Raw genomic sequence first — 16,566 nt, 5'->3', positions numbered from 1 at the left:
TATTTTAGCGGCTGCGTTGGCGTATATTTTCTCCTCCATCCCGGCCAACCATACCTGCCGCTTCTTGACCAGTTGCGGTTCGAAGGTGCACTCGCGGTCACGTGGCGTGTCGATTTGCAGCTCCCCGACCATGCTGCGCATCATCTTGCAGTTGCGTGGGTTACCGCCCGAGGCACCAGACCACTCGTGGCCCACATGTACCTGCATCTCCGCTTCCAGCGAGCGATTGATCATGTGCTGGAGCATCTGCGAGAACAGCTTCTTCACGTCGCCCGGCGTCTAGCAAGCGGCCGTCGACACCTCCAGCATCGACTCGTCCAGCTCCACCATGCCTGCTCCTCACGGCCCGTCGCCGCATTGTCTTAAAGGCAGTTACACAGTTCAAATTACAGACTCTACACAGCCACTGGCGACGCCACACTTCGCCTGCTTCTTCATTTCCATATTCAGCTCCCGGGGAGCGGCGGCACTATACCGAGACAGGAATCTCCGGGGCCAATGCGGCACACAAGCCCCCCCTGAATCAGCCACGGGATGATGTTTCGCATATCTCGCAAACAGTCTTGTTGGTGAAAGCTCGACGTGAAGATGTCATGGGCAGGCATGCCACGCGCTTCGTTGAGCGATGCAATGCAATGCCCGATCCTGCGGATACTGGCGCGGTTTGGAGGCTACCAAGCTCACACTGTCATCATGGACCATTCACCGCGCATTCATTCGAATCATGAGATTCGTCACACATGCGCAGCATGTATCCGATGGGGTTCCCCTTTAAATAGCTGGCTGGAGAAGAAACATGAACAGAAAGATAGCCACATTGATTGGCACTCTGGCATTGACTGCAGCTGGCAGCGCCCTTTCCACGGAACAACCACACCACAGCAGTGTCGATGGCTATCGCACCACCATTTCTGTTCTGGTGGAGGTGGATGCCCAAGGTGACGCAACTAGGATTTCTCCCGCCATCAAGCTTCCGGATGCCTTGGATCATCTCCTGCATACCAGCATCGTCAATCACATGCAGGTCCACCCTGTCCGCGATCAGTTCCTGGCCCACATGGCCATGGAAGTCATCCCTGTAGATGATGACCACGTGACCGTGCAGTTTTTGCACGTCTCTTCGAAGGAATTGCCAAAAGGTAGCTGGTACTGGGCAAACACCGACGAACAACATCCCATGTTGGCGTCAGAATCGGATAACAATGCCGAATTCATCCAGCGCATCAGGCCCTTTTACGTGAGAGGTGATGCTCCAGGCATCAAAGAACCGCTCAGCCGGTATTGACCCTTGTGCCAATGCTGGGATCTCCGCTTGTTCCCGGTATAACCGCGATGATGGAAACGCCGGATGTAATGACATCCGGCGTTTCCTTTTTCATGCCCATGCATCTGACTTGTCTGATGCCACGCCAATCCTGCGAACGACGCCACCAAGCACCTTGCTAAACAAAACGATGGGCGACGTCGTCAGCCTGTACCCGCAACTCCGGTATCGCCAGACTTTCCCACAGGGTGCCGATGCGCAGGCTACCGACGACCCGAATGCGGGCGTCGGCCACGCCCTCGGCGTCGAGCAGGCTGCCGTCGGCACTGCTGTCGACGCCGATGCCGTGCGGGCCGGGGCGGGCGATGCCGCTGCCCAGCAGTTGCTGCAGCAGCGGGTTGCGCATGGCCTGCGCGCGCATTTCCACGCCGGTGGCGTTGATGACGCATTGCACGTCCAGCTGGAACGGGCAGCGCCGCGGGTCGAGCGCCACCAGGTGCACGCAGGCGCCTTCGGCGACCACCGTCTCCAGCCGCCCGCGATGCAGGTGCAGGCGACCCTGCCGGCGCAGCTCCATCAGCTGCGCATGTACCGGAACGGCAATGCGGTGGCGATGCACGTCCCAGTAACGCACCACGTGGCGCAGGAAGCGGCGCTGGTCGTCGGGCGTCAGCGACTGCCACAACGCCTGCCCCAACGGCCGGATGCGCTCCATCACGTTCTGCCACGGGATGCCGCGCAGCGCCGCCTCGGCGGCATGGCGGCGCAGCATGCGCAGGCGTTGGCGCAAGGGCATCGCCAGCAGCGGTTGCGGGTCGTAGTCGGCGGCCGGGCCGGCGGCGTGCGGCAGGGGCAGCAGCGCGTGGCGCGACAGCACGTGGACATGGCCTTTGTGCCCCGCCGCGGCCAGCGACACCACGCTGTCGGCCATGCTCAGGCCGGAGCCGACGATGGCCACGTCCGCGTTCGTGGGGATGCCGCGCACCGCGTCGAAATCCCAGGCTTCGACGCGCTTGCCCGCCGCCACCGCGCCGGCACCGCGCGCCGGCAGCGGCCGCAGCGCATTGCCGCTGCACAGCGCCACGCGGCCGGCCAGCAGCGGCTGGCCCGAATCCAGCTGCAGCACGACGCCATCGGCATGCCGTTCCAGCGCCACCACGCGGCCGGCGCGGACATCCAGCTGCGCCGGGCTGGCGTCCACCGCCTGCTGCAGGCGCCGGCGCAGGTAGCCGGCGTAGTGCAGCCGCGGCACGAAGGTCCGCGCCAGCGCGTCGCGCTGCAGCTGCGGGAATGCGCGCTGCTCGACCAGGTAGTCGAGGAAATCGTCGGGACGGTCGGGAAAACCGCTCATCTTGCCAGCCGGCACGTTGAGCAGGTGCTCGGGATGGCGCGTGGCATAGGCCACGCCGCGGCCGAGCGGCAACTGCGGCTCGACGATCACCACCCGCAGTGCGGCAGTGGCGGCACGCAGCACGCCGATCGCGGCGAGCGTGCCGGCGGCGCCGCCGCCGATGATCGCGACGTCGCAGGCCTGCGGCTGGTCGGAAATCGTCATCGGCCGATTGTAGGCGATGCCGGCGGAAAGCCTGATGCCAGCGGCGCATGTGCTGATGGCAACGACGGCCACCGGTTTTCACCTTCCTGAAACACGAAACCCGCCTTGCGGCGGGCTTCATGCGAAACGGCAGATGGCAATCCTCACGGATTACTTGATCTTGCCTTCCTTGTACAACACGTGCTTGCGAACGACCGGGTCGTACTTCAGGAATTCCATCTTCCCGGGGGTGTTCTTCTTGTTCTTGTCCGTCGTGTAGAAGTGGCCGGTGCCGGCCGAGGAAATCAGACGGATCTTGTCGCGCTTGCCTGCCATGATTGTTTACTCCTCAGACCTTTTCGCCACGAGCACGCAGCTCAGCCAGAACGGAATCGATGCCGTTCTTGTCGATGGTGCGCAACGCGTGCGCGGAAACACGAAGCTTGACCCAGCGGTTCTCGCTGGCGACCCAGAAACGGCGCTCGTGCAGGTTCGGCTGGAAGCGACGGCGGGTCTTGTTGTTGGCGTGCGAGACGTTGTTACCCGTCTGCACCTTCTTGCCGGAAACTTGGCAAACTCGGGACATTGCGCACCTCGGTAATGTCGGTTGTGTCTTCCTTGGCCAGAAAGACGGCGGCCCCGGCGGTCGCCCGCCACACGTCATGGGAATCAAGGGTCACGCCGGCGTTGGGCTGTGCGGGGACGTGCTCCCGGCACCGCCGCCCGGACTGAACCGGACACAGCGAGCCGCGCATTATGCGGCAGCGCAAGGCGCCTTGCAAGTTGTCCACAGAGCAGGCCGTGAGGTGCCCTCGCTTCCTATTCCGGTGCGAAGGACAGCGAGCGCCGCGCACGCAGCGGAGTGGCCGCCCGCGCCGGGTCCGGCGGGAACAGGCTCAGGTAGCCGGCGGCGATGGCACGGTCGCGGATACGCTCGCCCACGCCCTCGGCGACTTCCACCTCCACATGGGTCACCCGGCCCTGTGGGTCCACATCCATCGCCCAGACCAATCGCCCGCTCCATTCGGCCGGCGGGATCGAGCCATCGTAGTTGGGCCGGCCGGCCACGTAGGGAACGCCGCGTTCGAGGTGGTAGGGCGAATCCTCGATGCGCGGATCGACGCGGACCGTCCTTTCCTGCGCGCGGCCATCGCCCAGCCGGGCTCTGGCCGTCCAGACGCCCGGCGCGCCATCCTTGCCGAGGTTGGCCGGGTAGCAACGCTTGGTGCCTGGGTAGTCGGCATGTTCCTCCAGCGAAACCCGCCGGCCATCGGCGTCGAGGAATTCGACCCACAGGCCGCCCACGTCGGTTTCCTTCGCATTGGCGGCCACGCAGACCTGATGTTCATGGCCGCCCTCGGTGAGGAACTGGCGCGTCTCCTGCCGGGCGATGGCCCCCTGCGGCGTCTTCGACCACAGGAATTCGATGTAGATGCCCTCGGCAGCAGCGCTGCCAGCCACGGCCGACGACAGCAGGACGATGATCCAGCGCATTCTCATGGCGCTTCCCATTCTCCTCGTGCGATGGACGACAGGATGCCGCACGTCCTCCCGTTCAGGAAGCCGATCCGGTGCAGCCCTCGTCCTGCCCGCGCAGCTCGTGCCACGCCGCGCGCGCCACCCGCCAGGCCGAGCGCAGGAACAGCAGCAGCAAGGCCACGGCGATCAGCAGGTCCGGCCAGCCGGCGCCGAAGGCCCATACCGCCAGCGCGGCGAGGATCACCGCGCCGCCTTCGTAGACATCGTTGAGCGAGCAGGCCCACGCCGAGGCGAGGTTGATGTCGCCCTGCCGGTACGGCCACAACAGGCGCAGGCACAGCAGGTTGGCGGCCAGGTTCAGCAGCGCGGCGATGCCCATGCTCTCGAACAGCGGCAGGTGCGGATGCGCCAGCTTCCAGCCGATGCCCGCCGCCACCGCCAGCGCGGCACAGAGGATGAACACCGCCTTGAGCATCGCCACCCGCGCCTTGGCGGCGACGCTGGCACCGACCACCGCCAGGCTCAACGCGTAGGTCAGCGCGTCGCCGAGGTTGTCGAGGCTGCCCGACAACAGCGAGGCCGAGCCGCTGTGCCAGGCCGCCAGCATCATCATCGCGAAGGTGAGCAGGTTGATCGCCAGCACCAACCACAGCACGCGCCGCTGCCGCGCCTGCATGCGCTCGACTTCCAGCGTCTTGCCGCAGCCGCAGCAGTCGCTCATGTCGCCTCCGCCCCGTTCATGGCCCGGCATTGTCGCGCCGGTGCAGCCAGCGGTACAGCACCGGCAGCACCAGCAGGGTCAGCAGGGTGGAAGAAACGATGCCGCCGATCACCACCGTCGCCAGCGGCCGCTGCACCTCGGCGCCGGCACCGACGTTGAAGGCCATCGGCACGAAGCCCAGCGAGGCCACCAGCGCGGTCATCAGCACCGGCCGCAGGCGGCCCAGCGCGCCCTCGCGCACGGCGGCGTCCAACGCGTGGCCGGCTTGGCGCAGGTGGCGCACGAAGCTGACCATCACCAGTCCGTTGAGCACCGCCACCCCGGACAGCGCGATGAAACCGACGCCGGCCGAGATCGACAGCGGGATGCCGCGCAGCGCCAAGGCCAGCACACCGCCGGTCAGCGCCAGCGGCACGCCGCTGAACACGATGACCGCGTCCCTGCCCGAGCCGAACGCCCAGAACAGCAGCGCGAAGATCAGCAGCAGGGTCAGCGGCACCACCACCGCCAGCCGCTGCCCGGCCGCGATCAGCTGCTCGAAGCTGCCGCCGTAGTCGATCCAGTAGCCGGCCGGCAGCGCCACCTGCGCGTCGACCGCGCGCTGCAGTTCAGCGACGAAGCCACCGAGGTCGCGGTCGCGCACGTTGGCGGTGACGACGATGCGGCGCTTGCCGTTGTCGCGGTTGATCTGGCTCGGACCTTCGCTGGTGCCGATGCTGGCCAGTTCGCGCAGCGGCACGGTGGCCGGCGCGCCCGAGCGCCAACTGGCGCCACGGCTGGCCTCGTCATGCTGGCCGCCGGCCAGCGCCGGCGCCAGCGACACCGGCAGGTCGGCCAGCACCGCCGGGTCCTGCCGCAGGGCCTCGGGCAGGCGCACCACGATGTCGAAACGGCGGTCGCCTTCGAACAGCTGCCCCGCCACCTCACCGCCCACCGCGGTGGCGACGGTGGCCTGCACCTGCCCCGGGTTGAGGCCGTAGCCGGCCAGCTTCCGCCGGTCCGGGGTGATGGTCAGCAACGGCAGGCCGCTGGTCTGCTCCAGCCGCACGTCGGCCGCGCCCGGCACGCCGGCGGCCACCTTCTCGATGCGCCGGCCGACGGCCGTCAGCGTGTCCAGGTCGTCGCCGTAGAGCAGCACCGCCACGTCGGCACGCACGCCGGAGATCAGCTCGTTCATGCGCATCTGGATCGGCTGGGTGAACTCGTAGTTGTTGCCCGGCAGCGCCTCCACCGCCGCCTCCAGCTCGGCCAGCAGCACGGCGCGCGGCTTGCGCGGGTCGGGCCAGTCGCCGCGCGGCTTCATCATGATGAAGGTGTCGGCCACCGACGGCGGCATCGGGTCGGAGGCCACCTCCGGCGTGCCGATCTTCGAGAACACCTTGGCCACTTCCGGGAACTGCAGCAGGCGCTGCTCGATCTGCTGCTGCATGCGCACCGACTGGCTCAGACTGGTGCCGGGAATGCGCATGGCGTGCATCGCCACGTCGCCCTCGTCGAGGGTCGGCACGAACTCGCTGCCCAGCCGTGTCGCCAGCAGGCCGCAGCCAAGCACCAGCGCCAGCGCACCGCCGGCCACCCAGCGCCCGTGGCGCAGGGCGAGGTCGAGCAGCGGCCGGTAACGCCGGCGCAGCCATGCCATCAATCGGTTTTCCTGCTCCTGCACGCGGCCGCCGAGGAACAGCGCGATCGCCGCCGGCACGAAGGTCAGGCACAGCGCCATCGCACCGCCCAGCGCCAGCACCACGGTGATCGCCATCGGGTGGAACATCCTGCCTTCCACCCCGGTGAGCGCGAACACCGGCAGATAGACGGCGGTGATGATGCCGAGGCCGAACAGGCTGGGGCGGATCACCTCGGCGGTGGCGCTGGCGGTTTCGGCGAAGCGCTCATCGCGCGTCATCGCCCGGCCCAGTGCATGCGTGCGTTCGCCGAAGCGACGCAGGCAGTTCTCGATGATGATCACCGCGCCATCGACGATCAGGCCGAAATCCAGCGCACCCAGGCTCATCAGGTTGGCCGACACGCCGCCGCGCGCCATGCCGGTGAGGGTGAACAGCATCGCCAGCGGGATCACCGCCGCGGTGATCAAGGCCGCGCGGAAATTGCCCAGCAGCAGGAACAGCACCACGATCACCAGCAGTGCGCCTTCCAGCAGGTTCCTCGCCACGGTGGCGATGGTGCGGTCCACCAGCGCGGTGCGGTCGTAGCTGGCGGTGACGGTGACGCCCTCGGGCAGGCTGCGCTGCGCCTGCTGCAAGCGCGCGGCCACCGCCTGCGCCACCTCACGGCTGTTGGCGCCGACCAGCATCATCACCGTGGCCATCACCACTTCATGGCCGTCCTGGGTGGCCGCGCCGCTGCGCAGCTCCGGGCCATCGGCGACGTCCGCCACGTCGTGCACGTGGATCGGCACGCCCTCGCGGCGGTCGAGCACGATGTCGCCGATCTGTTGCAGGTCGGCGACCTGCCCGGGGATGCGCACCAGGAACTGCTGGCCGTTGCGCTCGATGTAGCCGGCGCCGACGTTGCGGTTGTTGGCCTGCACCGCGGCGACCACGTCCTCCAGGGTGAAGCCCAGCGCGCGCAGCTTGGCCGGGTCCGGGGTGATGTGCACCTGCCGCTGGTAGCCGCCGATGCTGTTGACCTCGGTGACGCCGGGCACGGTGCGCAGCTGCGGGCGGATCACCCAGTCCTGCAGGGTGCGCAGGTCGGTGGCGGTGTAGGGCGTGCCGTCGGCCTTGCGCGCGGCCGGGTCGGCGTCGATGGTGTACATGAAGATTTCGCCGAGGCCGGTGGCGATCGGCCCCAGTTGCGGGTCCAGGCCTTCGGGCAGTTGCGACTTCACCTGCTGCAGGCGTTCGGCCACCTGCTGGCGGGCGAAATACAGGTCGGTGCCGTCGGCAAACACCACCGTCACCTGCGACAGGCCGTAGCGCGACAGCGAGCGCACGTTCTCCATCCGCGGCAGCCCGGCCATCGCCGTCTCCACCGCGAAGGTGATGCGCTGCTCGGCTTCCAGCGGCGAGTAACCGGGTGCGGCCGTGTTTATCTGCACCTGTACGTTGGTGATGTCGGGGGTGGCGTCGATCGGCAGCCGGGTGAAGCTCCAGATGCCGGCCAGCACCAGCACCCCGGTCAGCGCCAGCATCAGCCAGCGGTGGGCGATGGCGGCGGCGACGGTGCGTTCGAGCAGGCCGGCGCGCGCGGGAAGCTCAGTGTTCATGGCCCGCCCCCGCCTTGCCGATGTCGGCCTTCACCGTGTAGCTCTGCTCTACCACCACCTGCTCGCCGGCCAGCAAACCCTGCGTTACCGCCACCTGCGTGGCATCGCGCGCGCCGAGGACGACCGGCCGCGCGCGGTAGGTGTCGCCCTCGCGCACGAACACCACGTCGCGGCCTTCCATGTTCTGCAACGCGGCCAGCGGCACCACCACGTCGGCGGGCATGCTGGCCACGACGATGCGCGCGCGCACCGCCGCGCCCTGCCGCCACAGGCCGTCTTCGTTGCCGATGGTGGCCCGCGCCACCGTACTCTGGCTGGCGGTTGCGGTGCCCGGCAGCACGCGCTCCAGCGTCGTGCCCTGGCTGACGCCGTCGGTCATCCGGGTGATGGTGACCGGCACGCCGGCGGTGATGTGCTGGGTGTCGCTGCCGAAGATGTGCAGGTCCACCCACAATTTGGAAAGGTCGCCGATCTCGAACAGCAGCTGCCCTTCGCCGGCGACGCCGCCCACCTGCGCCTGCCGCGACAACACTACGCCGGAGATCGGCGCGTTGATCGCGTAGGTGGTCAGGCTCAGGTTGCTGTCGATGCTGGCCAGCGGCTGGCCGGCACGCACCACATCGCCGACGTCGGCGCGTAGTGCGCGGATCGGGCCGGGGAAACGTGCGGTGACCTGCGCCATGCGCCCGTCGATCGGTGCGAGCAGGCCCTGCACCTCGTGTTCGTCGGCGATGGTGCCGGGGCCGGCGGCGGCGCTGACGATGCCGGCCGCGCGCGCCTGCGCGGCAGGGATGGTGGTCTGCTCGGCGTCGTGTTCGTCCGCAGGTTCATCGCCGTGGCCGTGCGCATCGCCACCGTCATCGGCATGTGCATGTTCGTCGGGCGCAGCGGTTCCGCCCTTCGTGTCGGCGCGGTCGCCACAGGCGGCCAAGCCTGCCAGCAGCAGCGCCAGCACGGTGGTACGGAACATCGGGGAAAGGGGCAGGCAGGCCTTCATGGCATGGTTCCTTCGGAAGCGGTGGCGAGCAGCGGTTGCCCGCTCAGGCGCTGGATTTCGATCAGGGCGGTTTGCGCGGCGAGCGCGGCGGCGAGCTGGCGTTGCCGCGCTTCGATGCGCATGGCTTGCAGCTGCGCCCATTCGAGGTAGCTGATCGCGCCCGCGCGCCATGCGGTTTCCGCACTCTTTTCGGCGCGCTGCAGTTGCGGCAGCACGTCGCTGCCGAGGCGCCGCACCTCCAATCGCGCGGTGCGGTAGCGGCCGTGGGCTTCGGCCAGCGTCGCGTGCAGTTGCAGCACGCGGGATTCGCGCTCCAGCGCCGTCATTGCCAACTCCGCCTGCGCGGCGCGGATGTCCGGTGCGGCACGGCGGGCGCCGCCCAGCGGCAGGTTGAAACCGCCGACCAGCGCGGTGTCGCCGCTGGCGCGATCGTTGCGCACGCCCAGTTGCCACGACAGGTCGCCGCGCTGCTGGCTGCGCGCCAACTGCACCTGCGCCTCGCGCACGCGCACCTGCCCGGCGATCAGCGCCAGCTCCGGGGTATCGGCCAGCAGCTGCGCCAATTGCCGGAAATCCTGCACTGCCGGCAATTGCAGCGGATCGCCACTGACCGCGTCGAAATCCGCCTCGCGCGCATTCCACAACGCGGCCAGCGACAGCCGCGCGGCGCGGCCGGCCTCGATGGCGCGGTCGCGGTCCAGCTCGGCCTGCGCCAGTGCAGCCTGTGCGGTCAGCAACGTGGACGCGGGGGAAGCGCCGGCCTGCAGGCGCAGGCGCGCGGCCTGCACCGCGCGGCGGCGCTGCTCGATATCGTCCAGCGCGATCCGGTGCCGGTTGTCCGCGGCGGTGACCGCCAGGTAGCGGCGTGCGACTTCGGCCATCAGGTCCAGTCGTGCGATCTCGCGCTGCGGGGCCACGGCGTCGAGGTTGGCCTGCGCCACCGCGCGGCGGGCGTCGAGCTTGCCGCCTCGTTCGAGAACACCGGCCAGCGAGACCGTGACTTCACTGCCGTCGAAGCCGCGGCGGGTGCCGGTGCCGAGGACATTTTCGACTTCGACGCCGAACGCCAGCGGCGGCTTGAAGCCGGCGCCATCATGACGGGCTTCGGCGGCGGCACGCTGCAGCGCCGGCAGGCGCAGGTCGGGATGGAGGCGGGCGACGCGGCCGATCGCCTCGTCGAGGGTCAAGGGTGCAGGCGGCGACGGCGCCTGCGCGAAGGCGCACGGCGCGATCGCCAGGGCCGCGAGCGCGGCCAGGCGTTTCCACATGGGGAATCTCCGGTTTCGGAAAAGGATCGGGGCGTCCGCAGCGCGGACGCGGGATCAGGCCGGAATCGGGGGACGCAGCAGGCTTTCCAGCGGTGCCGGACGCCAGTTGTCGTCGTTTGGTGTCGGCGTGGTCACGGCCGGCGGCATCGCCACCTCCCACACCGGCGCGGCGAACGGCAACACGCCGCCGTGGCCGTGGCAATGGCCGCAGTGGACCAGCAGGTGCAGCAAGCGTGCTTCGCCGTCATCGTCGTCGCGGGCATCCGCTGCCGGCAACGCATGCGCGGCGGCGTGGTCGGCATGGCCCGCCGCATGCAGCTCGCCCAGGGCCGACACCAGCGTGCCGCCGGCGCTGCCGAGCGCGACCACCACCAGCACCAGCAGGCGGAGCAGCAACGGCGAACGGCGGCGCAGGAAGGCGAGCATGCGCGGCAGGGTAGCGATGGCACCGCGCGTTACACAATCGCAGGGGAACGCGCCCAAGCAGTGCCGGCCGCTGGCCGGCAACCCCGCATTCCAACATCGTGCAGTGGCGCAGGTCGGCCCTGCGTGGCCGACGCAAGCAATCCCGGGGCCACCTGCGCTCGTCGATCCGGTTTGATCCGGCATGTCGATCCGGCACGTCGGGGACATAGCCCCGACCTACTGGCGGGCAACCTTGGTATTCCGGCATCGTGCGGTTGCCGGCCGGCGGCCGGCACTACCCGTCAGCGCATCAGTGGCGTAGGTCGGCCCTACGCGGCCGACGCAAGCAATCCCGGGGCCGCCTGCGCTCGTCGATCCGGTTTGATCCGGTATGTCGATCCGGCCCGTCGGGGACATAGCCCCGACCTACTGGCGGGCAACCTTGGTATTCCGGCATCGTGCGGTTGCCGGCCAGCGGCCGGCACTACCCGTCAGCGCATCAGGCCTTCTTGCGCGCTTCGATCCAGGCCTTGATCTGCTGCTCCAGCACCGGCAGCGGCACCGAGCCCTGCTTGAGCACGGCGTCGTGGAAGGCCTTGACGTCGAACTTGTCGCCCAGCTCCTTCTCGGCCTGCGCGCGCAGCTTGACGATGCTGATCTCGCCCAGCTTGTAGCTCAGTGCCTGCGCCGGCCAGGAGATGTAGCGATCCACCTCGGTAGTGACCTCGTGCTCGCTCAGCGCGGTGCGGTCGCGCAGGTAGGCCAGCGCCTGTTCGCGGCTCCAGCCGAAGTGGTGCACGCCGGTGTCGATGACCAGGCGGCAGGCGCGCCACATCTCGTAGGTCAGCCGGCCGAAGTCCTCGTAGGGGGTTTCGTAGATGCCCATCTCCACGCCCAGCTTCTCGCTGTACAGGCCCCAGCCTTCGCCATAGGCGGAGATGTAGGCGCCACGGCGGAAGTCCGGCTGTTCGCCCTGCTCGGCGGCCAGCGCGCCCTGCAGCGCGTGGCCGGGGTCGGATTCGTGCAGGGTCAGCGCCGGCAGGTTGTACAGCGGGCGCGCCGGCAGGTTGTAGGTGTTGAGCCAGTAGGTGCCCATGCCGCCGCGGCCGGCGGTCCAGAACGGGGCGATGTCCGGCGGCACCGGGACGATGGTGAAGCGCGCGCGCGGCAGGGTCATGTAGCGGCCGATCACGCCATCGATGCGCTTGGCGATCCACGCCGCGCGCCACAGCAGTTCGTCCGGGGTCTTGGCGTAGAACTGCGGGTCTGTGCGCAGGAATTCGAGGAAATCGGCGAAGCGGGTCTGTGCGCTTTTGCCCTTGAAACCCACCTTGTCGATGATCGCGTCCATTTCCTTCTGGATGCGCGCCACCTCCTCCAGCCCGATCGCGTGGATCTGCTCGGGCGACAGGTCCAGCGTGGTGTATTCGCGTATCTGCTGGCGGTAGAACGCTTCGCCGCCGGGCATCTTCTCCGCGGCCAGGGTGGTGCGCGCCTGCGGCACGTATTCCTCGCGGAAGAAGGTGAGCAGTCCGGCGAAGGCCGGGATCACGCTGCCGGCGATGGCCTGCCGTGCTTCATCGCGCAGCTCCTGCTGCTCGGCGGCCGGTATGCCCGCCGGCAGCTTCTTGAACGGCGCGTACAGCGGCGACCCGGTCGGGTCCTCGAGCTCGGCAACCATCGAGATCGACACGTCGCGGCCGTCGAGCACCGCGCGCGGCACGCTGAAACCGCGGGACAGGCCGGCGCGCATGTTCTCGGTCTGCTGCCCGAAGTAGCGCGGCACGTCGTTCAGGCGCGCGATGTAGTTGCGGTAGTCCTGCGCGGTCTTCATCTCGCGACGGGCCATGAACGACAGGTTCGACCAGAACGAGGAGTCGGCGTTGAACGGCATCTCGTAGGTGCGCAGGCGCACCGCGTCGGCGAGGTTCTCGACCTGGTACCTGTAGATGGCGTAGTTGACCTGGTTGTCGGCCGACAGCGTGGCCGGGTCGATGGCTTCGAGCTGCTCCAGCACCTGCTCCCACACCTTCAGCCGCGCCTGCTGCGCCTGCGCGCCGACGTCGGGCAGATGCGTGGCGCTGGCCGGGGCGTCGCTGTCCTCGTCGGCCTCGCCGCCGGCGCTCTGGCGCCAGGCCCATTCCTTCTCGTAGATCGCCTTGAACTGCGCGTCGGCGGCATGCGCGGCCAGCGTGGCGGGCGCGGACGGCGTGGCGGCAAGAGCGGGCGCGGCAGCCAGGCCGAGGGCGAGGGCGAGGGCGAGGGCGAGGGCGAGCAGGATGGCGGCGGTCAACGGCGATTTCACGGTCGGGTTCCCCGGATGAATGGCAGGTTGCCCCGATCATCGCATTGAATCCATTGGCCGACCTAGACCGATTCAGGCGGAAAAATCGCCGGAATCAGTGCCCCGCCCGGTCGCGCTTCCAGCCGCGATGGCGGATGTCCAGATGCAGGCTGTACAGCGCGGTGAAGGCCGGGAACAGGTTCTGGATCACGCCCACCGCGTCCTGCTTGGCCGAGAACACGAAGTAGCTCAGCGTCATCAGGCTGCCGGCCACGCTCATGTACCAGAACAGCCGCGGGATCACCGGCTTGCCGGCGCGCCGGGAGGCGATGAACTGCACCAGCCAGCGGCCGCCGAACATCAGCGCGCCGGTCAGGCCGATCAGTTTCCACGGCGACATGTGCACGCCGGTCCACTCCAGCCACGGCAGCGACTGGTTCATGACGTCCATGCTCACAGTTCCTCGGCCGCCGTGCGCCTGCTGCGCGCGATCAGCCAGGCCACGCCGCGCAGGTCGCGGATGCCGACCAGGGCGCGGCCGAAGTTGGTGTACTTGGACACGCCGGCGGTGCGGTGGCGGTGGTTGACCGGCACGCTCACGGTCTTCCAGCCGGCGCGCTGCATCAGCGCCGGCAGGTAGCGGTGCATGTGGTCGAAGTACGGCAGGTCGAGGAAGGCGTCGCGCTCGAACAGCTTGATGCCGCAGCCGGTGTCGGGGGTGTCGTCGCGCAGCATGCGCGCACGGATGGCGTTGGCCCACTTGCTGGCCCAGCGCTTGGAACCGCTGTCCTGGCGGTTGACGCGCCAGCCGGCGAACAGCTTGACCTGCGGCGCGGCGGCATCGCGCGCGGCCAGCAGTTTCGGGATGTCGGCCGGGTCGTTCTGGCCGTCACCGTCGAGGGTGGCGATCCACGGCGCGCGCGCGGCCTTCACCCCGCTGCGCACGGCGGTGCTCTGCCCGCTCTGGCTGGCATGGTGCAGCACCCGCAGCTCCGGGTTGGCGGCTTTCAGCGACTGCAGCACCTGCAGGGTGTCGTCCTTCGAATCGTCATCGACATAGACGATCTCGAACGGCAGCCACCCGCGCAGCGCAGCGGTGATTTCATCGACCAGCGGGGCGACGTTGTCGCGCTCGTTGAAGACGGGGACTACCACCGAGAGTGCGGGCAGGTCCATCGCGGAATCCATGCGTTCGAGAAAGGGGAAGCCGCGCATTTTCCAGCACGTGGCTTGACGGGAGATGAGTCAGGCCGCCGCGCCGAAATAATCGTGGCACCACGCTACCACCGGCGGCAACCCGACCTCGATCGGCGTGGCCGGTTCGTAGCCGAAGGCGGCCTTCGCCCGCGCGGTGTCGGCCATCGTGCGCACCATGTCGCCCGGCTGCATCGGCTTGTAGACCTTGCGTGCCGGGCGGCCGGCGGCCTGCGCGATCACCTCGATGAAGCGCTCCAGTTCCACCGGGGTGTGGTTGCCGAGGTTGAACACCCGGTGCGGCACCGGCTCCTCCGGGGGATGGTCGAGCGCGCCGAGGATACCGGCGACGATGTCGGAAACATGTGTGAAGTCGCGCTGCATGCGGCCTTCGTTGAATACCTCGATCGGCCGCCCGGCCAGCACCGCGCGCGCGAACAGCAGCGGTGCCATGTCCGGCCGGCCCCACGGGCCGTACACGGTGAAGAAGCGCAGGCCGGTGGCACGCAGGCCGTACAGCTGCGCGTAGGTGTGGGCCATCAGCTCGTTGGCGACCTTGGTCGCCGCGTACAGCGAGCGCGGCTGGTCCACGCGCTGGTCCTCGGAGAACGGCGGCGTGGCCGAGTCGCCATAGACCGAACTGCTCGACGCATAGACCAGGTGCCGCACGCCGCGATGGCGGCACAGCTCCAGCATGTTGACGAAGCCGACCAGGTTGCTGTCGACGTAGGCATGCGGGTTCTGCAGCGAGTAGCGCACGCCGGCCTGCGCGGCCAGGTGGATCACCCGCGTCGGCCGGACCTCGTCGAACAGCGCGGCCAGGCCGTCGCGATCGCCGAGGTCGAGCGTGCGGATGTCGGCCTGCGGACACAGCGCGGCGACGCGGTCGCGCTTGAGCCGCGGGTCGTAGTAGTCGTTGTAGTTGTCCAGCCCGACCACGCGCTCACCGCGCACGGCCAGAGCCTGGCAGGTGTAGGCGCCGATGAAACCGGCGGCGCCGGTGACGAGGAGGGTCATCTGCTTGTTCCGGGAGTTTGCGGGATTCAGGCCCCTCCCCCTCCGGGGGAGGGGTTGGGGAGAGGGCCGGTGCGAAGCATCGCAACATCCGGTTGCAAGTGGCTCCAGCCGTACCCTCGTCCGGCGCTTTGCGCCACCTTCTCCCGGAGGGAGAAAGGACACAGCGACTACAGCGTCATTGGATCCTTTGCGAGAGCCTGCTTGCGCTCGGCGCTGAACGCCCACCACGGCTGCGGCGCCTCCCCGGCCATGAAGCGCACGATGGACAGGAACACGTCGATCACGCAGGGGTCGTGCACCACGCCGGTCTTCAGGCACAACTGCGCGTACATGTCGTAGGGATCACGCCCGCGCAGGTGCGCGGGGACACGGATCCCGATCATGCGCAGATCCTTTTCACAGGCCGGCCCGACATTCGGCAGGTCGGTCAGACGCAACAGGTGATTGCGGTCGACCTTGGTGGGGTTCATTGCCTTGCAGGTACCTCGAACGATGGAAGGAACATCAGCCCTGCGGGGGGCGGGCGCGCAGCTTTTCCAGCACGCCGTCGAGCGTATCCAGGTCGGTGTAATGGATCACCAGCCGGCCCTTGCCGCCGCGGCCGTGGTTGATCGCCACCTTGGTGCCCAGCGATTCGGACAGCTCGGTTTCCAGCGAGGCGATGTCGGCCTGCGGCGCGGCCGGCTTCGGTTTGGCGGTGCGCGCGCCCGGCACCTTGCCGGCGGCGAACTGCTGGGCGCGGTGCTCGACCTCGCGCACCGACCAGCCTTCGTCGGCGGCGTCCTGTGCCAATTTGGTCGCCAGTTCCGGTGCCAGCGTCAGCAGCGCGCGGGCATGGCCCATCTCCAGCCGGCGGCTTTCCAGCAGCACGCGCACGCCTATCGGCAGGTCGATCAGGCGCAGCAGGTTGGACACCGACGCACGCGAGCGGCCCACCGCCTGCGCGGCCTCGGCGTGGGTCAGCGAGAATTCGGAGATCAGCCGCTGCAGCGCCTCGGCCTCTTCCAGCGGGTTCAGGTCCTCGCGCTGGATGTTCTCGATCAGCGCCATCGCGATGACGGTGCGGTCCTCCAGCTCGCGCACCACCACCGGCACTTCGTCCAGCCCGGCCAGCTTCGACGCGCGCCAGCGGCGCTCGCCGGCGACGATCTCGTACCGGCCGCCGGCGACCTGGCGCACC

16 protein-coding genes and 1 pseudogene are annotated in these 16,566 nt (G+C 68.6%); 1 reads left to right on the top strand and 16 read right to left on the bottom strand.

The window, feature by feature from the left end; genetic code table 11:
* Positions 1–18: 18 nt before the first annotated feature.
* Positions 19–267 (bottom strand): annotated as a pseudogene (locus ABB34_RS04490) (transposase); the annotation flags it as partial.
* A gap of 529 nt (positions 268–796) precedes the next feature.
* On the opposite strand from ABB34_RS04490, the gene ABB34_RS04485 reads away from it, so the two are divergent.
* The gene (locus ABB34_RS04485; RefSeq protein WP_152979501.1) at positions 797–1,285 is read left to right on the top strand and encodes a hypothetical protein; all 489 of its coding nucleotides are present in this window, start codon (positions 797–799) and stop codon (positions 1,283–1,285) included.
* A 157-nt stretch (positions 1,286–1,442) separates the two neighbouring features.
* Here ABB34_RS04485 and ABB34_RS04480 read toward each other — a convergent pair whose 3' ends face one another.
* From ABB34_RS04480 to ABB34_RS04410, 15 genes are all read right to left on the bottom strand, one after another.
* Positions 1,443–2,819, bottom strand: coding sequence for an FAD/NAD(P)-binding protein (locus ABB34_RS04480; protein ID WP_057640055.1), 1,377 nt, complete (start codon positions 2,817–2,819; stop codon positions 1,443–1,445).
* Positions 2,820–2,969: 150 nt separating this feature from the next.
* Positions 2,970–3,137 carry a 50S ribosomal protein L33 gene (gene rpmG, locus ABB34_RS04475; protein WP_211258160.1) on the bottom strand — a complete coding sequence of 56 codons (168 nt, stop codon included), beginning with the start codon at positions 3,135–3,137 and terminating at the stop codon, positions 2,970–2,972.
* A gap of 10 nt (positions 3,138–3,147) precedes the next feature.
* Entirely contained in the window at positions 3,148–3,384 is a 237-nt protein-coding gene (gene rpmB / locus ABB34_RS04470; RefSeq protein WP_054668347.1) for a 50S ribosomal protein L28, read from the bottom strand.
* 233 nt (positions 3,385–3,617) lie between these two features.
* Positions 3,618–4,298 carry a hypothetical protein gene (locus tag ABB34_RS15655; protein WP_245625405.1) on the bottom strand — a complete coding sequence of 227 codons (681 nt, stop codon included), beginning with the start codon at positions 4,296–4,298 and terminating at the stop codon, positions 3,618–3,620.
* Positions 4,299–4,353: 55 nt separating this feature from the next.
* A complete protein-coding gene (locus ABB34_RS04460; protein WP_057640052.1) occupies positions 4,354–4,998 on the bottom strand; it encodes a cation efflux transmembrane domain-containing protein in 645 nt (214 codons plus the stop codon).
* 16 nt (positions 4,999–5,014) lie between these two features.
* Complete coding sequence (locus ABB34_RS04455) at positions 5,015–8,221, bottom strand: efflux RND transporter permease subunit (protein ID WP_057640051.1); 3,207 nt, start codon at positions 8,219–8,221, stop codon at positions 5,015–5,017.
* Entirely contained in the window at positions 8,211–9,218 is a 1,008-nt protein-coding gene (locus tag ABB34_RS04450) for an efflux RND transporter periplasmic adaptor subunit (protein WP_083490060.1), read from the bottom strand. The genes ABB34_RS04455 and ABB34_RS04450 overlap by 11 nt, the downstream gene beginning before the upstream one ends.
* On the bottom strand, positions 9,215–10,486 hold the full coding sequence (locus ABB34_RS04445) for a TolC family protein (protein WP_057640049.1): 1,272 nt from the start codon (positions 10,484–10,486) through the stop codon (positions 9,215–9,217). The genes ABB34_RS04450 and ABB34_RS04445 overlap by 4 nt, the downstream gene beginning before the upstream one ends.
* A 54-nt stretch (positions 10,487–10,540) precedes the next feature.
* On the bottom strand, positions 10,541–10,912 hold the full coding sequence (locus ABB34_RS04440) for a hypothetical protein (protein WP_057640048.1): 372 nt from the start codon (positions 10,910–10,912) through the stop codon (positions 10,541–10,543).
* Positions 10,913–11,390: 478 nt separating this feature from the next.
* On the bottom strand, positions 11,391–13,196 hold the full coding sequence (locus ABB34_RS04435; protein ID WP_057640047.1) for a DUF885 domain-containing protein: 1,806 nt from the start codon (positions 13,194–13,196) through the stop codon (positions 11,391–11,393).
* Between the two features lie 94 nt (positions 13,197–13,290).
* Positions 13,291–13,626: a lipid-A-disaccharide synthase N-terminal domain-containing protein gene (locus ABB34_RS04430; protein WP_057640046.1), complete on the bottom strand. Its 336-nt coding sequence runs from the start codon at positions 13,624–13,626 to the stop codon at positions 13,291–13,293.
* Between the two features lie 2 nt (positions 13,627–13,628).
* Positions 13,629–14,351 (bottom strand): glycosyltransferase family 2 protein, encoded by a 723-nt coding sequence (locus ABB34_RS04425; RefSeq protein WP_057640114.1) that lies wholly within the window; start codon positions 14,349–14,351, stop codon positions 13,629–13,631.
* Between the two features lie 69 nt (positions 14,352–14,420).
* On the bottom strand, positions 14,421–15,386 hold the full coding sequence (locus tag ABB34_RS04420) for an NAD-dependent epimerase/dehydratase family protein (protein ID WP_057640045.1): 966 nt from the start codon (positions 15,384–15,386) through the stop codon (positions 14,421–14,423).
* A gap of 167 nt (positions 15,387–15,553) precedes the next feature.
* The gene (locus tag ABB34_RS04415; RefSeq protein ID WP_057640044.1) at positions 15,554–15,856 is read right to left on the bottom strand and encodes a helix-hairpin-helix domain-containing protein; all 303 of its coding nucleotides are present in this window, start codon (positions 15,854–15,856) and stop codon (positions 15,554–15,556) included.
* A 34-nt stretch (positions 15,857–15,890) separates the two neighbouring features.
* The coding region (locus ABB34_RS04410; protein WP_057640043.1) for a ParB/RepB/Spo0J family partition protein at positions 15,891–16,566 on the bottom strand (676 nt) is incomplete at its 5' end.

This window comes from Stenotrophomonas daejeonensis, assembly GCF_001431505.1.
GTDB classification, from domain to species: Bacteria; Pseudomonadota; Gammaproteobacteria; order Xanthomonadales; family Xanthomonadaceae; genus Stenotrophomonas; species Stenotrophomonas daejeonensis.
Note: the sequence above shows the minus strand (reverse complement) of the source record. Positions and strands in the feature narration are given on the sequence as shown.